Consider the following 18,046-nt stretch of genomic DNA (forward strand, 5'->3'; position numbering starts at 1 on the left):
ATTCGAAAACAACCCCATGCACAGTAGAACTGGCATTGATCTCACAGGAGAAATTCGTCGCAAGCGTAGGGGATTAGCCGAAGGCGTAATCCACCAAGGTCGGCGTCTGCGGAACCAAAAGGGGTGGATTACGCTACGCTAATCCACCCTACCCGTTCAGCTGGCCGCAGGCAGCGCGCTGTCCGGCGGCTGACACCACGGACGATCGGCCGACGCCAGCCCGATCAGGCGGCCCTGGATGTAGTCGCAGCCCCAGTCGCGCAGCATGGCGGCGGCCTCCTCGTCCTGCACCCATTCGGCCACGGTCTTGATGTCGAGGCGGCGGGCGAGGTCGATCAGGGTCTGCACGAAGGCGCGGTCATCGGCGGAATGGATGATGTTCTGCACGAAGGCACCGTCGATCTTCACGATATCCACGCCGAGCTTGCGTAAGTTGCGGAACGAGGTGTAGCCGGCGCCGAAATCGTCGATGGCGATGCGGCTGCCGAAATTCTTGAGCCGGCTGACGAAGGCGCGGACGTCGTCGATATCCTGGATCGCGACCGTCTCGGTGATCTCCACGATCAGCCGTTCGGCAACGCCTGGATGGGCGCGCATCAGCGATTCTATACCGGCCCACCAGTCGGGATCCATTGTGGTATCGGGCGAGATGTTAAGGCTGAGCCTGACATCGGGCGCCGCTGCAAGCTCGGCGACCACGAGCTCGAGCACGCGATGGTCGACCAGCCTGATCAGGCCGAGCCGCTCGGCGACCGGCACGATGTCGGGTGCGAGCAACACCTGGCCATCGCCCTGGTCCATCCGCACCAGGCATTCGTGGAATGCACCCTCGCGCGTGGCGGCCGACACCACCGGCTCGTAAGCGAGCCTGATCCGACGTTCGTTGAGCGCGGTGACGATCTCGTCGGTGACCCGGATGTTGACACGGCGCTGCGCATCACGGGTCGCATCCGGGCGCCAGGCCGCGAACGAGCCGGCGCGGCGGCGCTTGGCGGCGTCCAGCGTCTCATGGGCGCGATTGATCGCCTCGTCGGTGTTGCGCGCGTAGCGCGGCAGACTGACGGCGCCGATCGAGACGGTGACCGAGACCGGACCGGATTTGGTCGGCACCACCTCGTCACGGACACCGGCGAGGAAGCGCTCGGCGGCGACATTCATGTCGTCGACGGTGCAATTCTTCAGGATCAGGCCGAACTTGTTGCCCGAGAAACGGCCGAGCACGTCGCCGCCGCGCAAGCGCGTGCGGATCCTTCTGGCGACGTCGAGGATCACGGCATCGGCCACATCGAAGCCGAAGGCGTCGTTGACGCGGGCAAGATGATCGATCCCGACCAGCATGAAGGCCGCGGTCGAGCGGAAGCGGCTCGTCTCCTCGATCGCTTCGGCGAGCGCCGCGATCAGATGCGAGCGGTTGAGCTCGCCGGTCAGCGGATCGAGCCGGGCAAGCCTGGTCAACTCCTCATCGCGGGCGTGCCGCTCGTTGTTGATCCTGATAGAGCCGATCGCGCGCGTCGGGCGACCGTCGGCACCCGCGAACCAGCGACCGGTCTCCTCGATCCAGACCAAGGGATCGGACGCGTTCATGCGCACGCCATATTCGACCCGGTAGGGCGTGCCGTCGGCGCCGTGCACGGCGGAGGTCTGCGCCAGCGCCGCGCTCCGCAATGTTTGCGCTGGCTCGATCAACTTGGCGAACTCGGCGCCGGTCGCGAGCCGCTCGGCGGGGATGCCGGGGAAGATGGCGCCGGCCTGCTCGCCCCAGACGATCGCGTCGCTGGCGAGATCCCAGACGAAGAGGGCCTCGCCGAGGGCGGCGAGGATTTCGGAGGCTTGCGGCAATGCAGGGGTCAAAGGCGCCTCGTTTCGGGACAGCGGGGAGTCCTGGGCCGGCACAGGATACGGCCAGATTCGCCTCCGACCCTAGGTAAAGTTCATAAACAATTTGGAAACCACGTTCCCGAGACGAGCGGAACGGAATAGGCTCGGCCGGCATAGGCCTTGCGAGACCATCACATGCACCGGCGCCAGCGTCCCAAAACGCGCCAGTTCAAACCGGATCAGCGGTGTTGCGATGGTGAATGCGGATCAGATCGAAGACACAACGCGGGAAGCGAGTACCGCGCTGGTCCCGCTCACGCCGGTTTTACAGCTGGTCCGCAAGGTGAAGCTGACGCGCCCCGATCCGAGCTTCGTCACCCAGCTGATCGCCAATGCCGAGCATTTACCCCAGACAAGCCGGCTGCGCCGCGGCTCGTCCGAGGACGCCCGCATGGCCTATGGCAGCAAGCGCCCGCTGCCCAGCGTCAGCTCGCGCACGCGGCAAGTGGCTTGACGCCGCCCGGTGCGGCGATCTCTTCGCTTCTCCCGTTTGGGGAAGGCAAAGTTTCAGAGGATAGCCTCAATACCTTTTCGGCGGATCACATTGAGCAGCACGAGGGCGGGGCCGTTCGGACGTTTTGTCCCACGCTCCAATTTGGACACATGATCCACCGTCAGATGCAGGAATTTTGCGAAAACAGCTTGGCTCATGTTCGCCTGCTCGCGCAGCTTCCTGATTTCCGCGCCGCTTAGGGGTGCCACGGTAGCGGCTGACGTGGTGCGGTTCAGCTCGCGCATCGTCAGCTTGTGGGCTTGCGCGTCCATGATGCCGAGCTTGTGCATGGCGTCGGCGGTTTCGGTCATCTCGCGAGCGAAGCGGTCAGACAGTTGCTCTTTCTTCTTGGTCATGGTGTCACCTCGATGAGCTCCCCCTGTTGAACAGCCTTTGTGATCGACGCGGCATCGGCTGAAAGCCACGCGGTTGCGATCCGGCGCAGGACGGCCAACTGCCGATCATCGACGTTGCTCTCATCGCTTTTGGCGAAGCCGAACAAGAAGAGCGAAAAATCCTTGGCCCGGAATGCGATCATCATACGATAACCGCCACTCCGGCCCTGCCCCTGCCGGGCAACGCGCTGCTTGATGAGCCCGCCGCCTAGATCGGCATCCACCAACCCGCGTTCAGCTCGTTCAATGGCATCGAGCAGACGTTTCGCCGCAATCTTTTCGCCGCGAGCAAAGCGGGCGAATGTTTTGAGCTGGTAGACCGGCAAGCTTCCTCACTAGTCCAGTGAACTATAGTTCTTTGGACTTTATTTTGCAAGCAACTGGGAGCGAGAATCTTGCATTTTTGGAAGCGCATATAACGTGGGGCGCAAATGGCCGGTTCGGCTTAAGCGATCTCGGGCAGCGCCGACGCCGAGGTGGGCAAAGAGCGCTGTTTCGTGTTGTAGCCGCAGTTGAGCGACGGGCTGACGCCCGCACGCTTGCGCCAGAACGCGCGCGAGGGGCGCGCACCAGTGCTGCCGTGCAATCAGCGCGGCTCTTCGGGCGAGGACGGCGTGCCGTTGCCCGGCTGCAGATGCGGCGAGGGAATTTCCGGCGACGGCGAGAAGCCCGGCTTCGGAGCGGGATGATCCATCAAGACGGATTCGGCCACCGATTGCGCCGAGGGTGCGGGTGGCTGAGGCTGCGGTGCGGGCACGGGATCGAGCTTCGGCTCGAACGTTGACGCTGGCGTCGGCACCTCCGCCGTCTGGCGCTTGGCCTTGCGCGGCACTGTCACGGTCTCCGTGGCCACATAGGCAATGCGGCGGCGTGTGCGTTGCGCAATACCGCCGAGGAAATCGGCCATCGAAAGCAGCACCAGCAGGAAATAAGTGGAGTTGCCGAATTTGGGCCACATCACGAATTCGGCCGCGGCGGCGCCGAAGATGATCAGCGACAGCAGATGATCCATCAGGAATTTTGCGCCGGGCCGTGCGCCCTTGACCACTTCGAGCAGCAGCAGCAACACACCGAGCGCCAGCAGCAGATCGGCCAGCGTGACCGGCCAAGGTTGCCCCGTGATCATCGGCACCTTGAACAGCACGTCCGAGAAGGACACGCTGGGCATCAGGAAGGCGATGATATTGTAGACCGCGAGCGGAATCAGGAGCAGCGGGAAACCGACCATCGGCAAAGCGCCTTCTCGATCAATGTATCAAGATGTCCGGGCAGGACAACGCGGCGGCGAAGCATTCGCTGCGCCGCCGTCACTGTCATATCTCATGGTTCGGCCGAAATCAGGCGGATCACGTCATCCTGATCGAGGATAACCCTGCCCGCGAAGAGTCTTTAGGACTCTTTCTTCTTCAGGACCTGACGACCCTTGTACATGCCGGTCTTGAGGTCGAGATGGTGCGGACGACGGAGCTCGCCGGAGTCCTTGTCTTCCACATAGGTCGGCTTCTTGATGGCGTCTGCCGAGCGGCGCATGCCACGGCGCGACGGCGAAGTTTTACGTCTCGGAACGGCCATTTCGATATCCTCTAGGGATTGGTGTTCATCCGGGCATCGTCCCGCGAGGGGACGGCTCAGCACCCGCAATACGAGGCGAGCTGAATGCCGATCAAGGCCGGGCTTATAGAGGAAGGCTGGCCGTAAAGCTAGGGTTCAGGAGCGGAAAATACGCCCGAAAAGGGCCTGAATTCAGCGTTTTTCCCGCCAGCAGGTCAAAAGCCAGGCGGCCTGCGCCCTGGCCACATAGGTCCCGGCCAGCCGCCTGACGCCCGGTCCCGGAACCCTGGCGCTGCGTTTGACCGGATTCGGCAGGATCGAGGCCAGCAGGGCCGCCTCCCGGGGGGAAAGATTGGCGGCCGACTTGCCGAAGGCATAGACGCTGCCGGTCTCCGCCCCGAACTGGCCCTGGGGCCCGAGCTCGGCGATGTTGAGGTAAATTTCCAGGATCCGGTGCTTGGGCAGGACGAAATCGATCCAGAGCGCCAGCGGAAACTCCAGCGCCTTGCGGACGAAATCCCGCCCCTGCCAGAGGAACAGGTTTTTCGCCACCTGCTGGGTGATGGTGGAGGCGCCGCGGAAGGCGGTGCCGTCCTCCTGCGCGTCGTTGATCGCCTCGCGCAGGGCGCCCCAATCGATGCCGTGATGCTTGCAGAAATGGGCATCCTCGGCCGCCACCACCGAGCGCGGCAGGTAAGGCGACATCTCGGCCAGATCGATCCATTGGCGATGCATCGGCGCGCCGGTCAGCGATCGCCAGGCCATCAGCGTCGAAACCGGGTGACCGGTGCGATAGAACGGCGCGACCACGTAGGGCACGAGAGCCACGATCGCGAGCGCTACCAGCAGGATTTTGACGATGCGCAAATCGACCTTTCCGGCGGGAAATGAAACGCGGTCACGGATCCCGGCATTAAGTCTGTGATAATTCGGGCCTTTTCCAGCACTTTTTAGGCCTTCCAAACGATTGACTGGAACGGGCGCATAAAGGATTGTCCCGCCGAATTTTAGTTCTGGAGCCTTTCTTGATGACCGGCACGTCCCCGTCCGATTTCGCCAAGCGTCTGGACAAGACCGCTGATGACACCGAAGCCTTGCTCGGGCGTTTGCTGTCGGACGACATCCTGCACGATGAGATCGCCCGCCCCAAGCGGCTGATGGACGCCATGCGCTATTCGAGCCTGAACGGCGGCAAGCGCCTGCGTCCGTTCCTGGTGGTCGAGAGTGCGGCCGTGTTCGGGGTTCCCCGCGAGGCCGCGCTGCTGGTGGGCGCAGCGCTCGAATGCATCCATTGCTATTCGCTGATCCATGACGATCTGCCGGCGATGGACAATTCGGACCTGCGCCGCGGCCGGCCGACCCTGCACAAGCAGACCGATGATGCGACCGCGATCCTCGCCGGCGACGGTCTTTTGACCATCGCTTTCGACATCATCACCCGCGATGAGGTGCATCGCGACGCCAATGTGCGGCTGCTGCTGACGCGCGCGCTGGCACGCTGCGCCGGCATCGGCGGCATGGTCGGCGGCCAGATTCTCGACCTCGCCGGCGAAGGCCGCTTTGGCGGCAACGAGGCTGTTGACGTCGCCCGTATTCAGCAGATGAAGACCGGTGCGCTGCTGCGCTACGGCTGCATCGCCGGCGCGCTTCTCGGCCAGGCTTCTCGACAAGAATATCAGGCGCTCGACGATTACGGCCGCGCGCTCGGCGAGGCCTTCCAGATCGCCGACGATCTGCTCGACGTCGAAGGCGATGCGGCCGCGCTCGGCAAGCCGGCCGGCGCCGATGCCGTGCTCGGCAAGACCACCTTCGTGACCCAGCTCGGCATCGACGGCGCCAAGCAGCGCGTGCGCGACCTGCTGGCCCGCGCCGACAGCGCGGTGTCGATCTTCGGCGACCGCGCCGCCGTGCTGCAAGCCGCCGCGCGGTTTGTGGCCGAACGAAAGAACTGATAGCTCCGGGCTCCTCACCTCTCCCGCTTGCTTGCGGGAGAGGTCGGATCGCGACAGCGATCCGGGTGAGGGTTCTCTCCTCTGGGGAGTGTCCCATCGCGGAGGCACCCTCTCCCCTACCCTCCCCGCATCCGCCTTCGCCCGAAGGCGGGCTTCGGCGAGACAAGAGCGGGGGAGGGAGCGCACCTACGATGCCGGGACAACGAGAGTTGAGCGAGAGAGCCGCTACGTTCATGGCTACTGACAAAGAAGACCCCGTCCTCGCCCGTTTCCGCCAGATGTCGCGGCCGATGCGGCTGATCTATGCGCGGCCGCGGACCTTCATCTCGCTTGCCGTCGGCCTCCTCGTCTGCCTGCTCATTCCCGGTTCATACCGGCTGGTGACGCGGCTGCTGTTCGGCTGGGACGCACTGATCGCGGTCTATCTCGTGCTGGTCTACACGATGATGCTGTGCAACGACCATCAGCACATCCGCCGTGCGGCGGCGATGCAGGACGACGGCCGTTTCGTGATCCTGCTGGTGACGGCGATCGGTGCGTTCGCCAGCATTGCCGCGATCGTCTATGAGCTCGGCACGCCGCACCGCGGCGCCATGGAGCTGACCATTGCGATCAGCACCATCGCGCTGTCCTGGGCCGCCGTGCACACGACCTTCGCGCTGCATTACGCCCATGACTATTACCGCCCCCCGGCCGGCGGATTGCAGTTTCCGAGCGGCGACAAGGAAGATCACGCGGATTATTGGGACTTCGTCTATTTCTCGTTCGTGATCGGCATGACCGCGCAGGTCTCCGATGTCGGCATCACCGACAAGACCATCCGCCGCACCGCCACCGCGCATGGTATCGTCTCGTTCATCTACAACACCGCCCTGCTGGCGCTTACGGTCAACATCGCGGCGAGCGCGATCGCGACTTGACCGTGGTCTGCAACCGTCGCGCAAGCCGGCGCTGACGCTGTGACCCTAGAGCGAGTTGCGATCAAAGCGGATTGTACCCGCAATGACGGATGTAATTGGCGCATTCTTCGGGGGTAAAGAGGCTTAGAGAGCGGCCAATGAGGTCCCAGAGGGCATCGACGGTTCTAGCTTGGGCTTGGCGCAGCAGTTCTTTGAGTTTGGCGAAGGCCATCTCGATTGGATTGAGATCGGGGCTGTAGGGCGGCAGGAACAGGAGGCTCGCGCCGGCGTCGGCGATGAGACGCCGAGCCGCTTCGTTCTTATGGCTCGACAAATTGTCGAGGATCACCGTGTCGCCTTCGCGCAGCGCGGGGACGAGGATTTGCTCGACATAGGCGAAGAAGCACTCGGCGTTGATCGGCCCGTCGAGCACAAACGGCGCTATCAGCCCCTTGCAGGTCAGGCCGGCAAGGAACGTCGTCGTCTTCCAATGTCCGTGCGGCGCATGGCCCAAGGCGCGTGTGCCGACATCGGCCCAGGCGTAACGACGCGTCATCGCCGTCGTCGTCCAGGTCTCGTCGAGGAAGATGAGCCGACCGCCAAGGCTGGTTTGCGCGCACCGCCACGCTTGTCGGCGCTCAACGACGTCGGGACGATCCTGTTCGCTGGCGTGCACGGTTTTTTTTGAAGCTGATGCCCTCACCGGCAAAGAAGCGCGACAGCATCGACTTGTCGGCTTCGACGCCATGCCTGCGAAGCAGTCGCTCGGCGATCGCATCGAGCGTCAGATCGTTCTCTTTGCGCCGAAGCTCCAAGAGCCAGTCCCGATGCGGCTTCAGCACAGAACGCCGGTCACCGCCGGTCGGCAAAGCCGCCGTGCGCTGCGTTTCCTCAAACGCCTTCACCCAGCGGATCGCGCTCGCGATCCCGACCCGGAATATCCGGGCCGCCTCGTTCCGCGAAAGGCCATCCTCAACGACGGCCTTGATCACCCGAATGCGAAGAGCTTCTCCATGCGCCATCCCTGCCGGCCTCCTCCCGGTCTCAAGGATGAATCACGGTTCGCTCCCTTTGGGAATCCCTGCGATTCAAGTCGACCCCAACATGCTCTAATTACACACCTCGACATTTGCGTCGTTATGGGGGCCGCCACCGCCGCGAAATTCGAGATGACAGCCACGCGAGACCGGACGGCAGCCGATGGTGTTGCAGAAAATCTGACCGCTGCCCGCGCCGCGGCCGGCGCCAGCGGCAGCGGCAATGCCCGCAGCGGCACCGTGGCTGCCCTCCGCTCCGGCAGCCGCACCGCCGGACTGGCGACGCTGTCTTGCCGGCCGCTCATCGCGGTCGTCGCGCTTGGCCGTCGCGGGTTTTGCGGCACGCTGCTTCTCGCATTCATTGTCGTCGTTCAGCGCATAGCCGTCACCACAGACGATCTTGCTGCAGACGTCGCCATCGGCCTTGAAGCCGTGCTCGCAGACCAGCGGGCAGACGCGCGACGGCTTTGACTTGACCGCGTCGAGCGCGTCCGTGCTCGCCACCTTCACGTCGAGCTTGGTGCCTGCATAGCGGTTGAACTGCGACAGCGACCGCTGCGTGGACGCGTTCCAGACGCCGTCCGCCTGTCCGGAGAAACAGCCGACGCGGCCGAGCTCGGTCTGCACCGAACGGCTGAGATCAAGAGGCGTCAGCGACGCGACATTGGTCCCGGCAGGGCTAGCGGCGCTGACCGGCGCAGCGCCCGGCGTCGCGGCCGCGAGATTGACCCGCTGCTGCTCGGCGGCGGCAGCCTGCTGTTGCGCCTGCTCCTTGGCTTTCTGCGCGACGAGCTGGGCCTGCTCGGCCGCCTTCGCGTCAGCCGCGGCCTTGGCTTGCGCATCCGTCTGTGCGCCAATCGCAACGAGACGGTCACGCTCGGCCTCGGCCTGCTTCGCCTTCTCGGTTGCGGCAGCATGAACCTGCTCGGCCTGGATCTTGTCGATCTGCAGCTTGGCAAGGTTCGCGTAGAAGCCGTCCGGATGCTGGGCCAGGAACGCTTCCCATGCCGCCTTGTTGCCGACCTGCAGCGCCAGCTCGTAGTCGCGGCGCATATCGGCCTGCGGATTGATCGCGGGCGCGGGCACCGATGCGGCTGCCGGCGCAGCCTTGACCGGCACCAGCGGCACGTCCTCGCCGCCGAGCGAGCCGTAGACGAACGGCTCCTGCTTGTTGCCGGTCGCCTTGAGCACGTCGTCGCGCACGAAGCCGAAGGCGCGGCGGACGTCGAGGCCCGGCGTCGTCAGATGTTTCGACAAAGCAATGGTGAAGGGGCTGTTGGCGCCGTCGCCATCCTGCGCGGTGAAGCCGGCCTTGGCCGAATAGGCGATCAGCGTATTGGTGCTGGCCGGCTCGACCTGGGCCAGACCACGGCCGATGCCCCGCGAGGCCAAGGTGCGCTTCATGGTCTTGCCGAACGGATTGTCGCGGCAGGCATCCAGGATCACCAACCGAAGCTGCTTCGCAGGCTCCACCGCGACCAGCACGCGATCGAGCGACAGCGCCTCGTCATAGACGTCGGTGTCGCGCTCGAGCTTGGCATCGACAGGAATCAGATAGTTGGAACCATCGACCTCGATGCCATGGCCGGCATAATAGACCACGGCGATGTCGGCATCGCGGGTCGCATCCGCGAAGTCGCGCAGCACGCGCCGCGTCTCGAGCGCGGTCAGGTCGTGGCGGGAATCCACGACATCGAAGCCGGCCTCTTTCAGCGTCTTGGCCATCACCGCACCGTCATTGACGGGATTGGCGAGTGAGGGCGCGTTCTGATAGGCCGAGTTGGCCAGCACCAGCGCGACGCGCTTTCCGGCAAAGGCGGGATCGGCGCCAAACATCAGTGCGGCGGTGAGGAGCAGTGGGTAAAGTCTGAACAAATTGCGCATGACACCACGTCCAAATAATTCGGGGCAGCTCACACCCCAAAGACAGCCTTAGCAAGATCCGCCGCCTGCGCTTGTGATCGAGGTCACCAAGACGGCACGAGCATCGGCTGAGGAACCCCTTTTGTTAGTCGCGCCAGTGCGTTGGCGGTTCGCTGCCATATCCGCGTGAGCTCTAGCCATCCCCGATATGCCCCCGATACTGCGGCAGATTGTCCGTGATCTCGTGCCACGGCGCCTTGGAGCCCACGAAAATGTGGGCTGAGGGGCGGATCGAGGGGGTATCGACCAGGGTTCCCATGGCAACATGGGCCCATTTGCCTTCGCGGACGCGGGAATAAAGCAGCGAGCCGCAGCGGGCACAGTGCGCGTCGTGAGTGGTGTCGTCACCGTAGATGACCTTGGCGTCCTCGCCCCTGACGAGGCTGAGCTGGCCGTATTCGATGCCGGCAAACGGCTTGAAGGCGGAACCGGTGGTGCGGCGACAGTTCGAGCAATGACAGTTCAGGGCATAGGAGAACGCATCCGCCACCTCATAGCGGACCGCGCGGCAATAGCATTCGCCAGCAAGGATACGAGCGTTCTGATGTTGCGAACCCGTCATGATGGCCCTCGCGCAAATGCAGAAGACAGCCATAGCGCAATTTGACGTGTCCGACTAAATTCGGGCCCAGCCATCATTCAAAGGGATGACCCATGAGCCCCAATCGGTCCAGCGTCGAAGCCGTCGTGCAATCCTACTTTGATGCGCTTTACGAGGGCGACGCCGACAAGCTCGGCGATGTCTTCCACCCCTCGGCCGATCTGCGCTGGGTGGAGAAGGGCGAGCTGAAGATCCTGACCGTGCCTGATTGGCTCGCCTGGGTGCGCAAGCGCCCCTCCGCCAAGGCGGAAGGCAAGCCGCGCGAGGACTTCATCATCACCATCGACCGCTCGGACGACAAGACCGCCTTCATCAAGGTGAAATGCCAGCTGCCGCCGCGGTTCTTCACGGATTATCTGGTGGCGATGAAGCTCGCCGACGGCTGGCAGATCGTATCGAAATCGTACAGGTATGATCTGAAGGAGTGAGGCGAGCGCTGCCTGAAATCGGGCACACTCGCTCGCCATTTTCCGTCATTGCCAGCATAGCGAAGCAATCCAGAATCCCGCCGCGGGAAGACCCTGGATTGCTTCGCTACGCTCGCAACGACGACGCGGATAAAGCGTACGTTACATCCCACCCCTCAATTCGCGCAAAGATTCCCATGCCTCTCCACCGCCGCTCCCTGCTCGCCTCTCTCTGCTGGATGGCCGCTGCGCCCGCCTTTGCCGCCGACGCGCCGCCTGAGCTCGAATCCTACGAGCGCGAGAGCGGCGGAAAGATCGGGGTCTATGCGGAGAATCTCGCAACCGGTGCCAAGCTCGCCTGGCGAGCGGACGAACGCTTCGTGATGTGCTCGACATTCAAGGCTTCGCTGGCGGCCTGCGTGCTGGCGCGGGTCGATCGCGGCGAGGACAAGCTGGCCGCCATGATCCCCTACGGCAAGGCCGATCTGCTGGACTACGCACCCGTGGCAAAACAAAACCTATCGGCTGGCGCGATGTCGGTCGCGGACATCTGCAAGGCGGCCGTCGAGCTCAGCGACAACACCTGCGCCAATTTGCTGCTCGCGCGGATCGGCGGACCAGCCGCGCTCACGACATTCTGGCGCTCGATCGGCGACACCATGTCGCGGCTCGACCATATTGAGCCTGAGCTCAACCGCTCGCCGCCCGGCGATGTCAGGGACACCACGACGCCGGCGGCGATGGCGGGCAATCTCAAACGGCTGGTCGCGGGCGAGGCGTTGTCGCCGGCCTCGCGCGCCCAGCTCACCGAATGGATGGTGGGCTGCAAGACCGGCGCGAACCGCCTGCGCGGCGGCCTGCCGAAAGCCTGGAAGATCGGCGACAAGACCGGCAACAATGGCAAGGACGCATCGGGCGATATCGCCGTTGCCTGGCCGAAACTCGATGCGCCGATCCTGATCGCGGCCTACACCCAGGGCGGCACGCCGAATCCAACGCAGTTCGAGGCGGTGTTCGCCAGCATCGGACGCAGGGTGGCCGAGCGGCTCGTGTAGGCCGGCCGCCTGCATTGACGTCTCGGCCGCTTCCGGGCCAAGACAGGTCATGATCGCAGCGAAATTCCAGACCTTTCTCATCCTGCTCGCGGTGCTGGCTGGCACCGCGCTGGTCGCACGGCGCTTCAACCTGGCGCCCGCCATCCTGCTGATGCTCTCGGGCGTCGGCCTTGCTTTCGTGCCGGGCATGCCGCCGGTCGAGCTGCCGCCGGAACTGGTGCTGCTGATGGTGCTGCCGCCGCTGATCTACTCGGCGAGCGTGGCGATGAGCTGGCGCGAGTTCAGGACCAATCTGCGCCCCATCGTGCTGCTCGCGGTCGGCGCCGTGATCTTCACGGCGGCGCTTGTTGCGACGGCGACGCATTACGTGATCGGCCTGCCCTGGAGCATCGGCTTCCTGCTGGGCGCCATCGTCGCGCCGCCCGACGTGGTGGCGCCGCTCGCGATCGCCCGGCGGCTGAACATGCCGCGCCGGCTGCTCGTCATCCTCGAGGGCGAAGGGCTCGCCAACGACGCGACCGCGCTGATCCTCTACCGCTTCGCGCTCGCCGCGATCATGGTCGGGCAATTCTCGCTGCCGATGGCGGCGGGCGAATTCGTCCTGATCGTCGCCGGCGAGATCGCGTTCGGCATCGGCGTCGGCTGGCTGTCGCTGCGCTTCCGCAAATGGTCGTGCGAGCCGCGGGTCGAACTGACGCTGTCGCTGATCACGCCCTACGTCTCCTATTGGCTGCCCGAACATGTCGGCGGCTCCGGCGTGATCGCGACCGTGGCCTGCGGCCTCTATGTCAGCTGGAACGGTCCGCTGCTGATCTCGGCCTCGACGCGCCTGCAGGGCATCTTCTTCTGGGACCTCATCATCTACCTGATCGAGGGCCTGCTGTTCCTGCTCACCGGCTTCCAGATGCGCGCGCTTTATGAGAAGTCGAAGGCATTCCCGCTCGACGACATCATGATCGCGACCGCGGTGGTCATGGCCGTCATCGTTCTGGCGCGCTTCGCCTGGCTCTACCCTGCGACCTATCTGCCTCGGATGCTGAGCAAATCGCTGCGCAGGCGCGATCCGTCGCCGCCCTGGCAATGGCCGTTCGCCCTCGCCTTCACCGGCGTGCGCGGCGCGGTGTCGCTGGCGGCCGCCCTTGCGCTGCCGTTCACGTTGCCCGGCGGCGAGGCCTTCCCCTATCGCGACCTGATCCTGTTCGTCGCCTTCGGCGTCATCTTCATCACGCTGATCGGCGTCGGCCTGACGCTGCCGCCGGTGGTGAGGTGGCTCGGCATCGCCGAAGCCGGCCGCGTCGAGCACGTCGCCGAGCATGAGGCCGAGATCTCGGCGCGGCGCCAGGCGCTCGACGCCGCGCTGAAATCGCTGGACGCGCTGACCGAGGAGAAAGAGGTGTCGGACGAGGTGATGCGGCTGCTCCGCGCACGCCACGAAATCCGCGTCAACCAGCTTCCCGACTCGCTCGATCCCGCCCATCACGACGTCTCGGCCGCCGGCACCGCGCTCACCCGCGACCTGATCGAAGCCGAGCGCAAATTCATCCATGATCTCCTGCGCGACGGGCAGATCACCGACGAGACGCGGCGCAGGATCGAACGCGATCTGGATCTGGAGGAGGCGAGCCTGGCAAACCGGGAATATCGCGGCGCGCCGCTGTAGCGATTTTCGTCATTGCGAGCGCCGCGAAGGAAAGATTCTGGATTGCTTCGCTGCGCTCGCAATGACGGTTGTTGAAACAGCGCGGCCAGCTACTGCTTCTCGCAATACGATCGCATCGCCCTCGTCACGGCCGCTGCAATCAGCTCCCGTCGCTCCGGCGAGTTCATCGCCATCTCCTCGTCGCGGTTGATGATGGAGCCGGCTTCCAGCAGCACCGCGGCGCTGCGGGTCTGCGAGAGCACGACGAGACCGTCATAGCGATAGACGCCGACATCCTTGTCGAGCAACGGATGCCGGTAACGACCCATCAGCGGCAGGGAGTATTGGGTGGCGTAGTGCAGGCCCTTGTCCTTCAGCTCCCGGCCCAGCAGCCTGGCGAAGGTGAGGCTGGCCGAGAAATGCGGGTTGCGCTCGGACACGAACAGGGAATGGCCGCTGAAGCGATCGCTGAAATAGCTCTTGGCGCCGTCGAATTCCCACTGCTCGAGCATCTTGTCCGGCACGGAATCGTGATGGACCGACAGGAAAAAATCCGCATGCGCTGAATTGGCCGTGCCGACGCGCTTGAGCAGGCTGGCCCTCGCCTTGCCGTCGGTCACCAGCACGCGGGTCGCGGCGAAGCCCGCCGACTTCAAGCGCTCTCCGATCAGCCGCGTCAGATACAGGTTGAAGCCGAACTCGACGTCGTTGCGGGCGCTGGTGGCTCCTTGCGATTCCGAGGTGTGTCCGACATCGAGGATGATCCGGAATTTGTGGGGATCGCATGTCTCGGGCGCTGCAGGCTTGACGGTCGCTCGCGCGGCCGCCTCGCCATGGTCCGCCGGCAAGGCCACAAGCGCGATCAGCGCAACGGCAATAGCGGCGGTGATGCGCCACGATATTGTCACACCGGTCGCTCCCCCTTCACCGTCACGCGCGTGCCCGAGCGCGTGTGCGGCCAGTAGTCCCACATCGCGCGGTGCTGGGTGCAGCGATTGTCCCAGAACGCGATGGCGTTCTCGCTCCAGCGGAAGCGGCACTGGAACAGCGGATTCTCGGCATGCTGGTAGAGATAGGCCAGCATCGCGTCGCTCTCGTCGCGCGGGATGCCGTTGATGTGGCGGGTGAACCCGCGATTGACGTAGAGCGCCTTCTTGCCCGTCACCGGGTGCGTGCGCACCACCGGATGCTCGGCATTCGGATAGGACGGCCGGTCGGCAACGCCGTAATTGGCGTAGAGCCCGCGATAGATCGGCTCGCCGTCGTGCAGCGCGGTGAGGCCGTCGAGATAGGCCTTCATGCGGTCCGACAGCGCCTCATAAGCGGCATACATGTTGGCGAACAGCGTGTCGCCGCCGCGCGGCGGGCATTGCTTGATGTAGAGGATCGAACCCATCGGCGGCTCGAGATCGCAGGACACGTCGGAATGCCAGCCCTCGCCGTTGGCGCGCGGCGAGTTCTTGTCGGCGTAGATCTTCATCAGCGCAGGGTCTTCGTCCTCGTGCGGGGCCGCGGGATGAAAATGCAGCTCGCCGAACTTGCGGCCGAAGGCGAGGTGCTGCTTCGGCGTGATGGTCTGGTCGCGGAAGAAGATGACGAGGTTTTCGGCCAGCGCGCGATGGATCTCGTCCATCTGCTGGTTGGAGCCGCTATCGCCCTCGACGAGCTTGCCGATGTCGACACCGGAGATTTCCGCGCCGATGATGGGGGTGAGCTTTTCGACCGCAATGGTCTCGTAAGGCGCGCCGTCGTCGGCCGCGTGGCGATAGCGCGGACCCTGCTTGCCGGCGAGTGAGCTCATGGCGATTCTCCCGATCGTCTTGATTGGGAGACATCGTAGCAATGTAGGACGGGTTAGCGAAGCGTAACCCGCCACTTCGCGCGCGCAAAAAATAAGGCGGGTTACGCTACGCTAACCCGCCCTACGATTTCGATGTTATGGAGAGACCTACTCCGCCGCCGGCGCCTTGGCGCCCTGGCCGTAGCGCTGGTCGATGTAGTCGATCACCAGCGCCTTGAAGTCGGCGGAGATCGTGGGCCCGCGCAGCGTGCGGAACTTCTTGCCGTCGACGAACACGGGCGCGGCCGGCGCTTCGCCGGTGCCGGGCAGGGAGATGCCGATATTGGCGTGCTTGGATTCGCCGGGGCCATTGACGATGCAGCCCATCACCGCGACGTTGAGCTCCTCGACGCCGGGATATTTGCTCTTCCAGTTCGGCATCTCGTCGCGGATGAAATCCTGGATCGAGCGCGCCAGCTCCTGGAACGTGGTCGAGGTGGTGCGGCCGCAGCCGGGGCAGGCCGCAACCAGCGGCACGAAGGTGCGGAAGCCCATGGTCTGCAACAGCTCCTGGCCGACCTGCACCTCGCGGGTGCGATCGCCACCGGGCTCCGGCGTCAGCGAGATGCGGATGGTGTCGCCAATGCCCTGCTGCAAGAGGATACCGAGCGCGGCGGACGAGGCCACGATGCCCTTCGAGCCCATGCCGGCTTCGGTGAGTCCGAGATGGATGGCGTAGTCGGAACGGCTGGCGAGATCCTGATAGACCGCGATGAGGTCCTGCACCGCCGAGACTTTTGCCGAGAGGATGATACGGTCCTTGGGCATGCCGAGCTCTTCGGCGCGCGCGGCCGAGAGCAGCGCGGACTGCACCATCGCCTCGCGCGTCACCGCGCGCACGTCGCGCGGATTGGCGGAGGCGGCGTTCTCGTCCATCAGCTTGGTCAGCAGCTCCTGGTCGAGCGAGCCCCAATTGGCGCCGATGCGCACCGGCTTGTTGTTCTTGTTCGCGATCTCGATGATGTCGGCGAACTGGGTGTCGCGCTTGTCCTTGAAGCCGACATTGCCCGGATTGATGCGGTACTTCGCCAGCGCCTCGGCGCAGGCCGGATAGGCCGCGAGCAGCTTGTGGCCGATATAGTGGAAGTCGCCGATCAAGGGCGTGGTAATGCCGCGCTTGGCGAGGCCATCGCGGATGTGCGGGACGGCAGCAGCGGCCTCCTCGCGGTCCACGGTGATGCGGACCATTTCGGAGCCGGCGCGCGCGAGCGCTGCGACCTGGGCGATGGTGCCGTCGATGTCGGCGGTGTCGGTGTTGGTCATCGACTGCACGACGATCGGCGCGCCGCCGCCCACGGCGACGTTGCCCACCTTCACCTGGGTGGTCTTGTGCCGGGGCGCGGGGCCCGCGAGGTCGGAATCGAGGAGGTTTTCGAGCTTGTTCATGGGGTCCAAATATCAGGTTTTGGTGACGTTCAGCAATGCATCAGCTGGCGCCGCAGCACTTTGGCTCGGACGGTTAACCAGGAAAAGCCCAGCAATTACAAGGACGGCTGCCGCCCCGAAAGCCAGGCTCAGGGTGTCGTGCATGATGAAATAGCTACCCACCACGCCAAACAAAGGGGTGATGAAGGTAAAAGCCGACAATTTGCTGGCCGAGTAGGCCTTCACCAGCGCGAACCAAAGCGTGAACGTGGTTCCCACCACCCAGATCGCCTGGAAGGCCAGAAGGGCAAACGACAGCGGCGACGGGGTATGGGTGATGGACTCCCCTGATATCCAGGCGGCCGTCCCCAGAATCGGGATCGAGGTCGCGACCTGGTAGCCAAGCGCCTTCTCCGGTGCAGCAAAGCGCAGCCGCGTGCCTTTGGCGACCAGCGTGGTCGCGGCCCAGAGCGACGCGCCGCCGACGATCATGAGATCGCCGAGCAGAACGTGCGCATCCACATTGGCCTGCGGCACGCCGATCGCGAGCGCGACGCCGGCGAAACTCACGGCGAGGCCCAGCCATTGCGTGCCGCCAAGCCGCTCGCCGAGCATCTGGTAGGAGCCGAGCGCGACGAAGAACGGCGCGGTGTAGAGAAACACCACCGCGCGGGAGGCCGAGGTCAGGCGCAGACCCTGGAAGATCAGCACGAATTCGATGCCGAACATCAACCCTGCGATCAGGCCGGGCTTCCAGGTGTCGTCATTCTCGAAGAATTTGACGCCGCGAAACGTGCCGATCAGGAACAGCACCGGCAGCGCCCCCATCGAGCGGATCATGGCCTGCAGCATCGGCGGCACATCCGGCAGCACCAGCTTCACCGCGATCTGGTTGAAACCCCAGGTCAGGCACAGCATGAGCATCAGGGCGATGGCACCGGCACTGAGGGGGCGGCCGGCGGACGGAATGGCTTCGGTTGCGGACATGTCTTCCCGGGATCCGGCTTTGCG

Annotated in this window: 19 protein-coding genes; 6 read left to right on the forward strand and 13 right to left on the reverse strand. The window is 64.5% G+C overall.

All coding sequences use genetic code 11. From position 1 onward, the window contains the following. Positions 1-156: 156 nt before the first annotated feature. Complete coding sequence (locus tag XH91_RS33565) at positions 157-1,851, reverse strand: putative bifunctional diguanylate cyclase/phosphodiesterase (RefSeq protein WP_164933556.1); 1,695 nt, start codon at positions 1,849-1,851, stop codon at positions 157-159. Positions 1,852-2,071: 220 nt separating this feature from the next. Between XH91_RS33565 and XH91_RS33570 the strand changes: the two genes are divergently transcribed. Next, complete coding sequence (locus XH91_RS33570) at positions 2,072-2,332, forward strand: hypothetical protein (protein WP_128954584.1); 261 nt, start codon at positions 2,072-2,074, stop codon at positions 2,330-2,332. Positions 2,333-2,385: 53 nt separating this feature from the next. Here the strand turns inward: XH91_RS33570 and XH91_RS33575 are convergent, their stop codons facing one another. From XH91_RS33575 to mtgA, 5 genes are all read right to left on the reverse strand, one after another. Beyond that, positions 2,386-2,727 (reverse strand): helix-turn-helix domain-containing protein, encoded by a 342-nt coding sequence (locus XH91_RS33575; protein ID WP_128954585.1) that lies wholly within the window; start codon positions 2,725-2,727, stop codon positions 2,386-2,388. Then, a complete protein-coding gene (locus XH91_RS33580) occupies positions 2,724-3,092 on the reverse strand; it encodes a type II toxin-antitoxin system RelE/ParE family toxin (protein WP_128954586.1) in 369 nt (122 codons plus the stop codon). Before XH91_RS33580 ends, XH91_RS33575 begins: the two co-directional genes overlap by 4 nt. Positions 3,093-3,352: 260 nt before the next feature. After that, complete coding sequence (locus XH91_RS33585) at positions 3,353-3,994, reverse strand: hypothetical protein (protein WP_128954587.1); 642 nt, start codon at positions 3,992-3,994, stop codon at positions 3,353-3,355. A 161-nt stretch (positions 3,995-4,155) separates the two neighbouring features. Beyond that, on the reverse strand, positions 4,156-4,338 hold the full coding sequence (rpmF, locus tag XH91_RS33590) for a 50S ribosomal protein L32 (protein ID WP_007598106.1): 183 nt from the start codon (positions 4,336-4,338) through the stop codon (positions 4,156-4,158). 171 nt (positions 4,339-4,509) lie between these two features. After that, positions 4,510-5,184, reverse strand: coding sequence for a monofunctional biosynthetic peptidoglycan transglycosylase (gene mtgA / locus XH91_RS33595; protein ID WP_128954588.1), 675 nt, complete (start codon positions 5,182-5,184; stop codon positions 4,510-4,512). Positions 5,185-5,345: 161 nt separating this feature from the next. Between mtgA and XH91_RS33600 the strand changes: the two genes are divergently transcribed. Both XH91_RS33600 and XH91_RS33605 read left to right on the forward strand, forming a co-directional pair. After that, complete coding sequence (locus XH91_RS33600; protein WP_128954589.1) at positions 5,346-6,269, forward strand: polyprenyl synthetase family protein; 924 nt, start codon at positions 5,346-5,348, stop codon at positions 6,267-6,269. A gap of 233 nt (positions 6,270-6,502) precedes the next feature. Beyond that, positions 6,503-7,189, forward strand: a complete 687-nt coding sequence (locus XH91_RS33605; RefSeq protein WP_128954590.1) for a DUF1345 domain-containing protein — start codon at positions 6,503-6,505, stop codon at positions 7,187-7,189. A 61-nt stretch (positions 7,190-7,250) separates the two neighbouring features. Here XH91_RS33605 and XH91_RS33610 read toward each other — a convergent pair. The 3 genes from XH91_RS33610 to XH91_RS33620 form a co-directional block, all read right to left on the reverse strand. Continuing rightward, positions 7,251-8,190 (reverse strand): IS630 family transposase gene (locus XH91_RS33610; RefSeq protein ID WP_128950151.1). Its coding sequence is split into 2 segments (ribosomal slippage): positions 7,251-7,853 and positions 7,855-8,190, totalling 939 coding nucleotides; the frame shifts between segments, so codons are not numbered across the junction. 87 nt (positions 8,191-8,277) lie between these two features. Next, positions 8,278-10,089 carry a caspase family protein gene (locus XH91_RS33615; protein WP_128954591.1) on the reverse strand — a complete coding sequence of 604 codons (1,812 nt, stop codon included), beginning with the start codon at positions 10,087-10,089 and terminating at the stop codon, positions 8,278-8,280. A 172-nt stretch (positions 10,090-10,261) separates the two neighbouring features. Further along, entirely contained in the window at positions 10,262-10,690 is a 429-nt protein-coding gene (locus tag XH91_RS33620) for a GFA family protein (RefSeq protein WP_128954592.1), read from the reverse strand. A 92-nt stretch (positions 10,691-10,782) separates the two neighbouring features. Between XH91_RS33620 and XH91_RS33625 the strand changes: the two genes are divergently transcribed. From XH91_RS33625 to XH91_RS33635, 3 genes are all read left to right on the forward strand, one after another. Next, the gene (locus XH91_RS33625) at positions 10,783-11,157 is read left to right on the forward strand and encodes a nuclear transport factor 2 family protein (protein WP_128954593.1); all 375 of its coding nucleotides are present in this window, start codon (positions 10,783-10,785) and stop codon (positions 11,155-11,157) included. A 176-nt stretch (positions 11,158-11,333) separates the two neighbouring features. Continuing rightward, on the forward strand, positions 11,334-12,191 hold the full coding sequence (gene bla / locus XH91_RS33630; protein ID WP_128954594.1) for a class A beta-lactamase: 858 nt from the start codon (positions 11,334-11,336) through the stop codon (positions 12,189-12,191). 49 nt (positions 12,192-12,240) lie between these two features. After that, on the forward strand, positions 12,241-13,851 hold the full coding sequence (locus XH91_RS33635) for a Na+/H+ antiporter (protein ID WP_128954595.1): 1,611 nt from the start codon (positions 12,241-12,243) through the stop codon (positions 13,849-13,851). A gap of 89 nt (positions 13,852-13,940) precedes the next feature. On the opposite strand, the gene XH91_RS33640 is transcribed toward XH91_RS33635, so the two are convergent. From XH91_RS33640 to XH91_RS33655, 4 genes are all read right to left on the reverse strand, one after another. Continuing rightward, positions 13,941-14,738, reverse strand: a complete 798-nt coding sequence (locus XH91_RS33640; RefSeq protein ID WP_128954596.1) for an N-acetylmuramoyl-L-alanine amidase family protein — start codon at positions 14,736-14,738, stop codon at positions 13,941-13,943. Beyond that, positions 14,735-15,631 carry a TauD/TfdA dioxygenase family protein gene (locus XH91_RS33645; RefSeq protein ID WP_128954597.1) on the reverse strand — a complete coding sequence of 299 codons (897 nt, stop codon included), beginning with the start codon at positions 15,629-15,631 and terminating at the stop codon, positions 14,735-14,737. The genes XH91_RS33640 and XH91_RS33645 overlap by 4 nt, the downstream gene beginning before the upstream one ends. 147 nt (positions 15,632-15,778) lie before the next feature. Next, on the reverse strand, positions 15,779-17,056 hold the full coding sequence (gene ispG, locus XH91_RS33650; protein WP_128954598.1) for a flavodoxin-dependent (E)-4-hydroxy-3-methylbut-2-enyl-diphosphate synthase: 1,278 nt from the start codon (positions 17,054-17,056) through the stop codon (positions 15,779-15,781). A 12-nt stretch (positions 17,057-17,068) separates the two neighbouring features. Beyond that, positions 17,069-18,022 carry a DMT family transporter gene (locus tag XH91_RS33655; protein ID WP_128955077.1) on the reverse strand — a complete coding sequence of 318 codons (954 nt, stop codon included), beginning with the start codon at positions 18,020-18,022 and terminating at the stop codon, positions 17,069-17,071. Positions 18,023-18,046 lie beyond the last annotated feature (24 nt).

It is taken from the genome of Bradyrhizobium guangzhouense, from assembly GCF_004114955.1.
GTDB lineage: Bacteria > Pseudomonadota > Alphaproteobacteria > Rhizobiales > Xanthobacteraceae > Bradyrhizobium > Bradyrhizobium guangzhouense.

Bases quoted from the DNA above. Each gene is read 5' to 3' on its own strand.
- XH91_RS33570 (WP_128954584.1), top strand. From the start codon at position 2,072: ATGGTGAATGCGGATCAGATCGAAGACACAACGCGGGAAGCGAGTACC.
- XH91_RS33575 (WP_128954585.1), bottom strand. From the start codon at position 2,727: ATGACCAAGAAGAAAGAGCAACTGTCTGACCGCTTCGCTCGCGAGATG.
- XH91_RS33585 (WP_128954587.1), bottom strand. From the start codon at position 3,994: ATGGTCGGTTTCCCGCTGCTCCTGATTCCGCTCGCGGTCTACAATATC.
- rpmF (WP_007598106.1), bottom strand. From the start codon at position 4,338: ATGGCCGTTCCGAGACGTAAAACTTCGCCGTCGCGCCGTGGCATGCGC.
- XH91_RS33600 (WP_128954589.1), top strand. From the start codon at position 5,346: ATGACCGGCACGTCCCCGTCCGATTTCGCCAAGCGTCTGGACAAGACC.
- XH91_RS33605 (WP_128954590.1), top strand. From the start codon at position 6,503: ATGGCTACTGACAAAGAAGACCCCGTCCTCGCCCGTTTCCGCCAGATG.
- XH91_RS33615 (WP_128954591.1), bottom strand. From the start codon at position 10,089: ATGCGCAATTTGTTCAGACTTTACCCACTGCTCCTCACCGCCGCACTG.
- XH91_RS33620 (WP_128954592.1), bottom strand. From the start codon at position 10,690: ATGACGGGTTCGCAACATCAGAACGCTCGTATCCTTGCTGGCGAATGC.
- XH91_RS33625 (WP_128954593.1), top strand. From the start codon at position 10,783: ATGAGCCCCAATCGGTCCAGCGTCGAAGCCGTCGTGCAATCCTACTTT.
- bla (WP_128954594.1), top strand. From the start codon at position 11,334: ATGCCTCTCCACCGCCGCTCCCTGCTCGCCTCTCTCTGCTGGATGGCC.
- XH91_RS33635 (WP_128954595.1), top strand. From the start codon at position 12,241: ATGATCGCAGCGAAATTCCAGACCTTTCTCATCCTGCTCGCGGTGCTG.
- XH91_RS33645 (WP_128954597.1), bottom strand. From the start codon at position 15,631: ATGAGCTCACTCGCCGGCAAGCAGGGTCCGCGCTATCGCCACGCGGCC.
- ispG (WP_128954598.1), bottom strand. From the start codon at position 17,056: ATGAACAAGCTCGAAAACCTCCTCGATTCCGACCTCGCGGGCCCCGCG.
- XH91_RS33655 (WP_128955077.1), bottom strand. From the start codon at position 18,022: ATGTCCGCAACCGAAGCCATTCCGTCCGCCGGCCGCCCCCTCAGTGCC.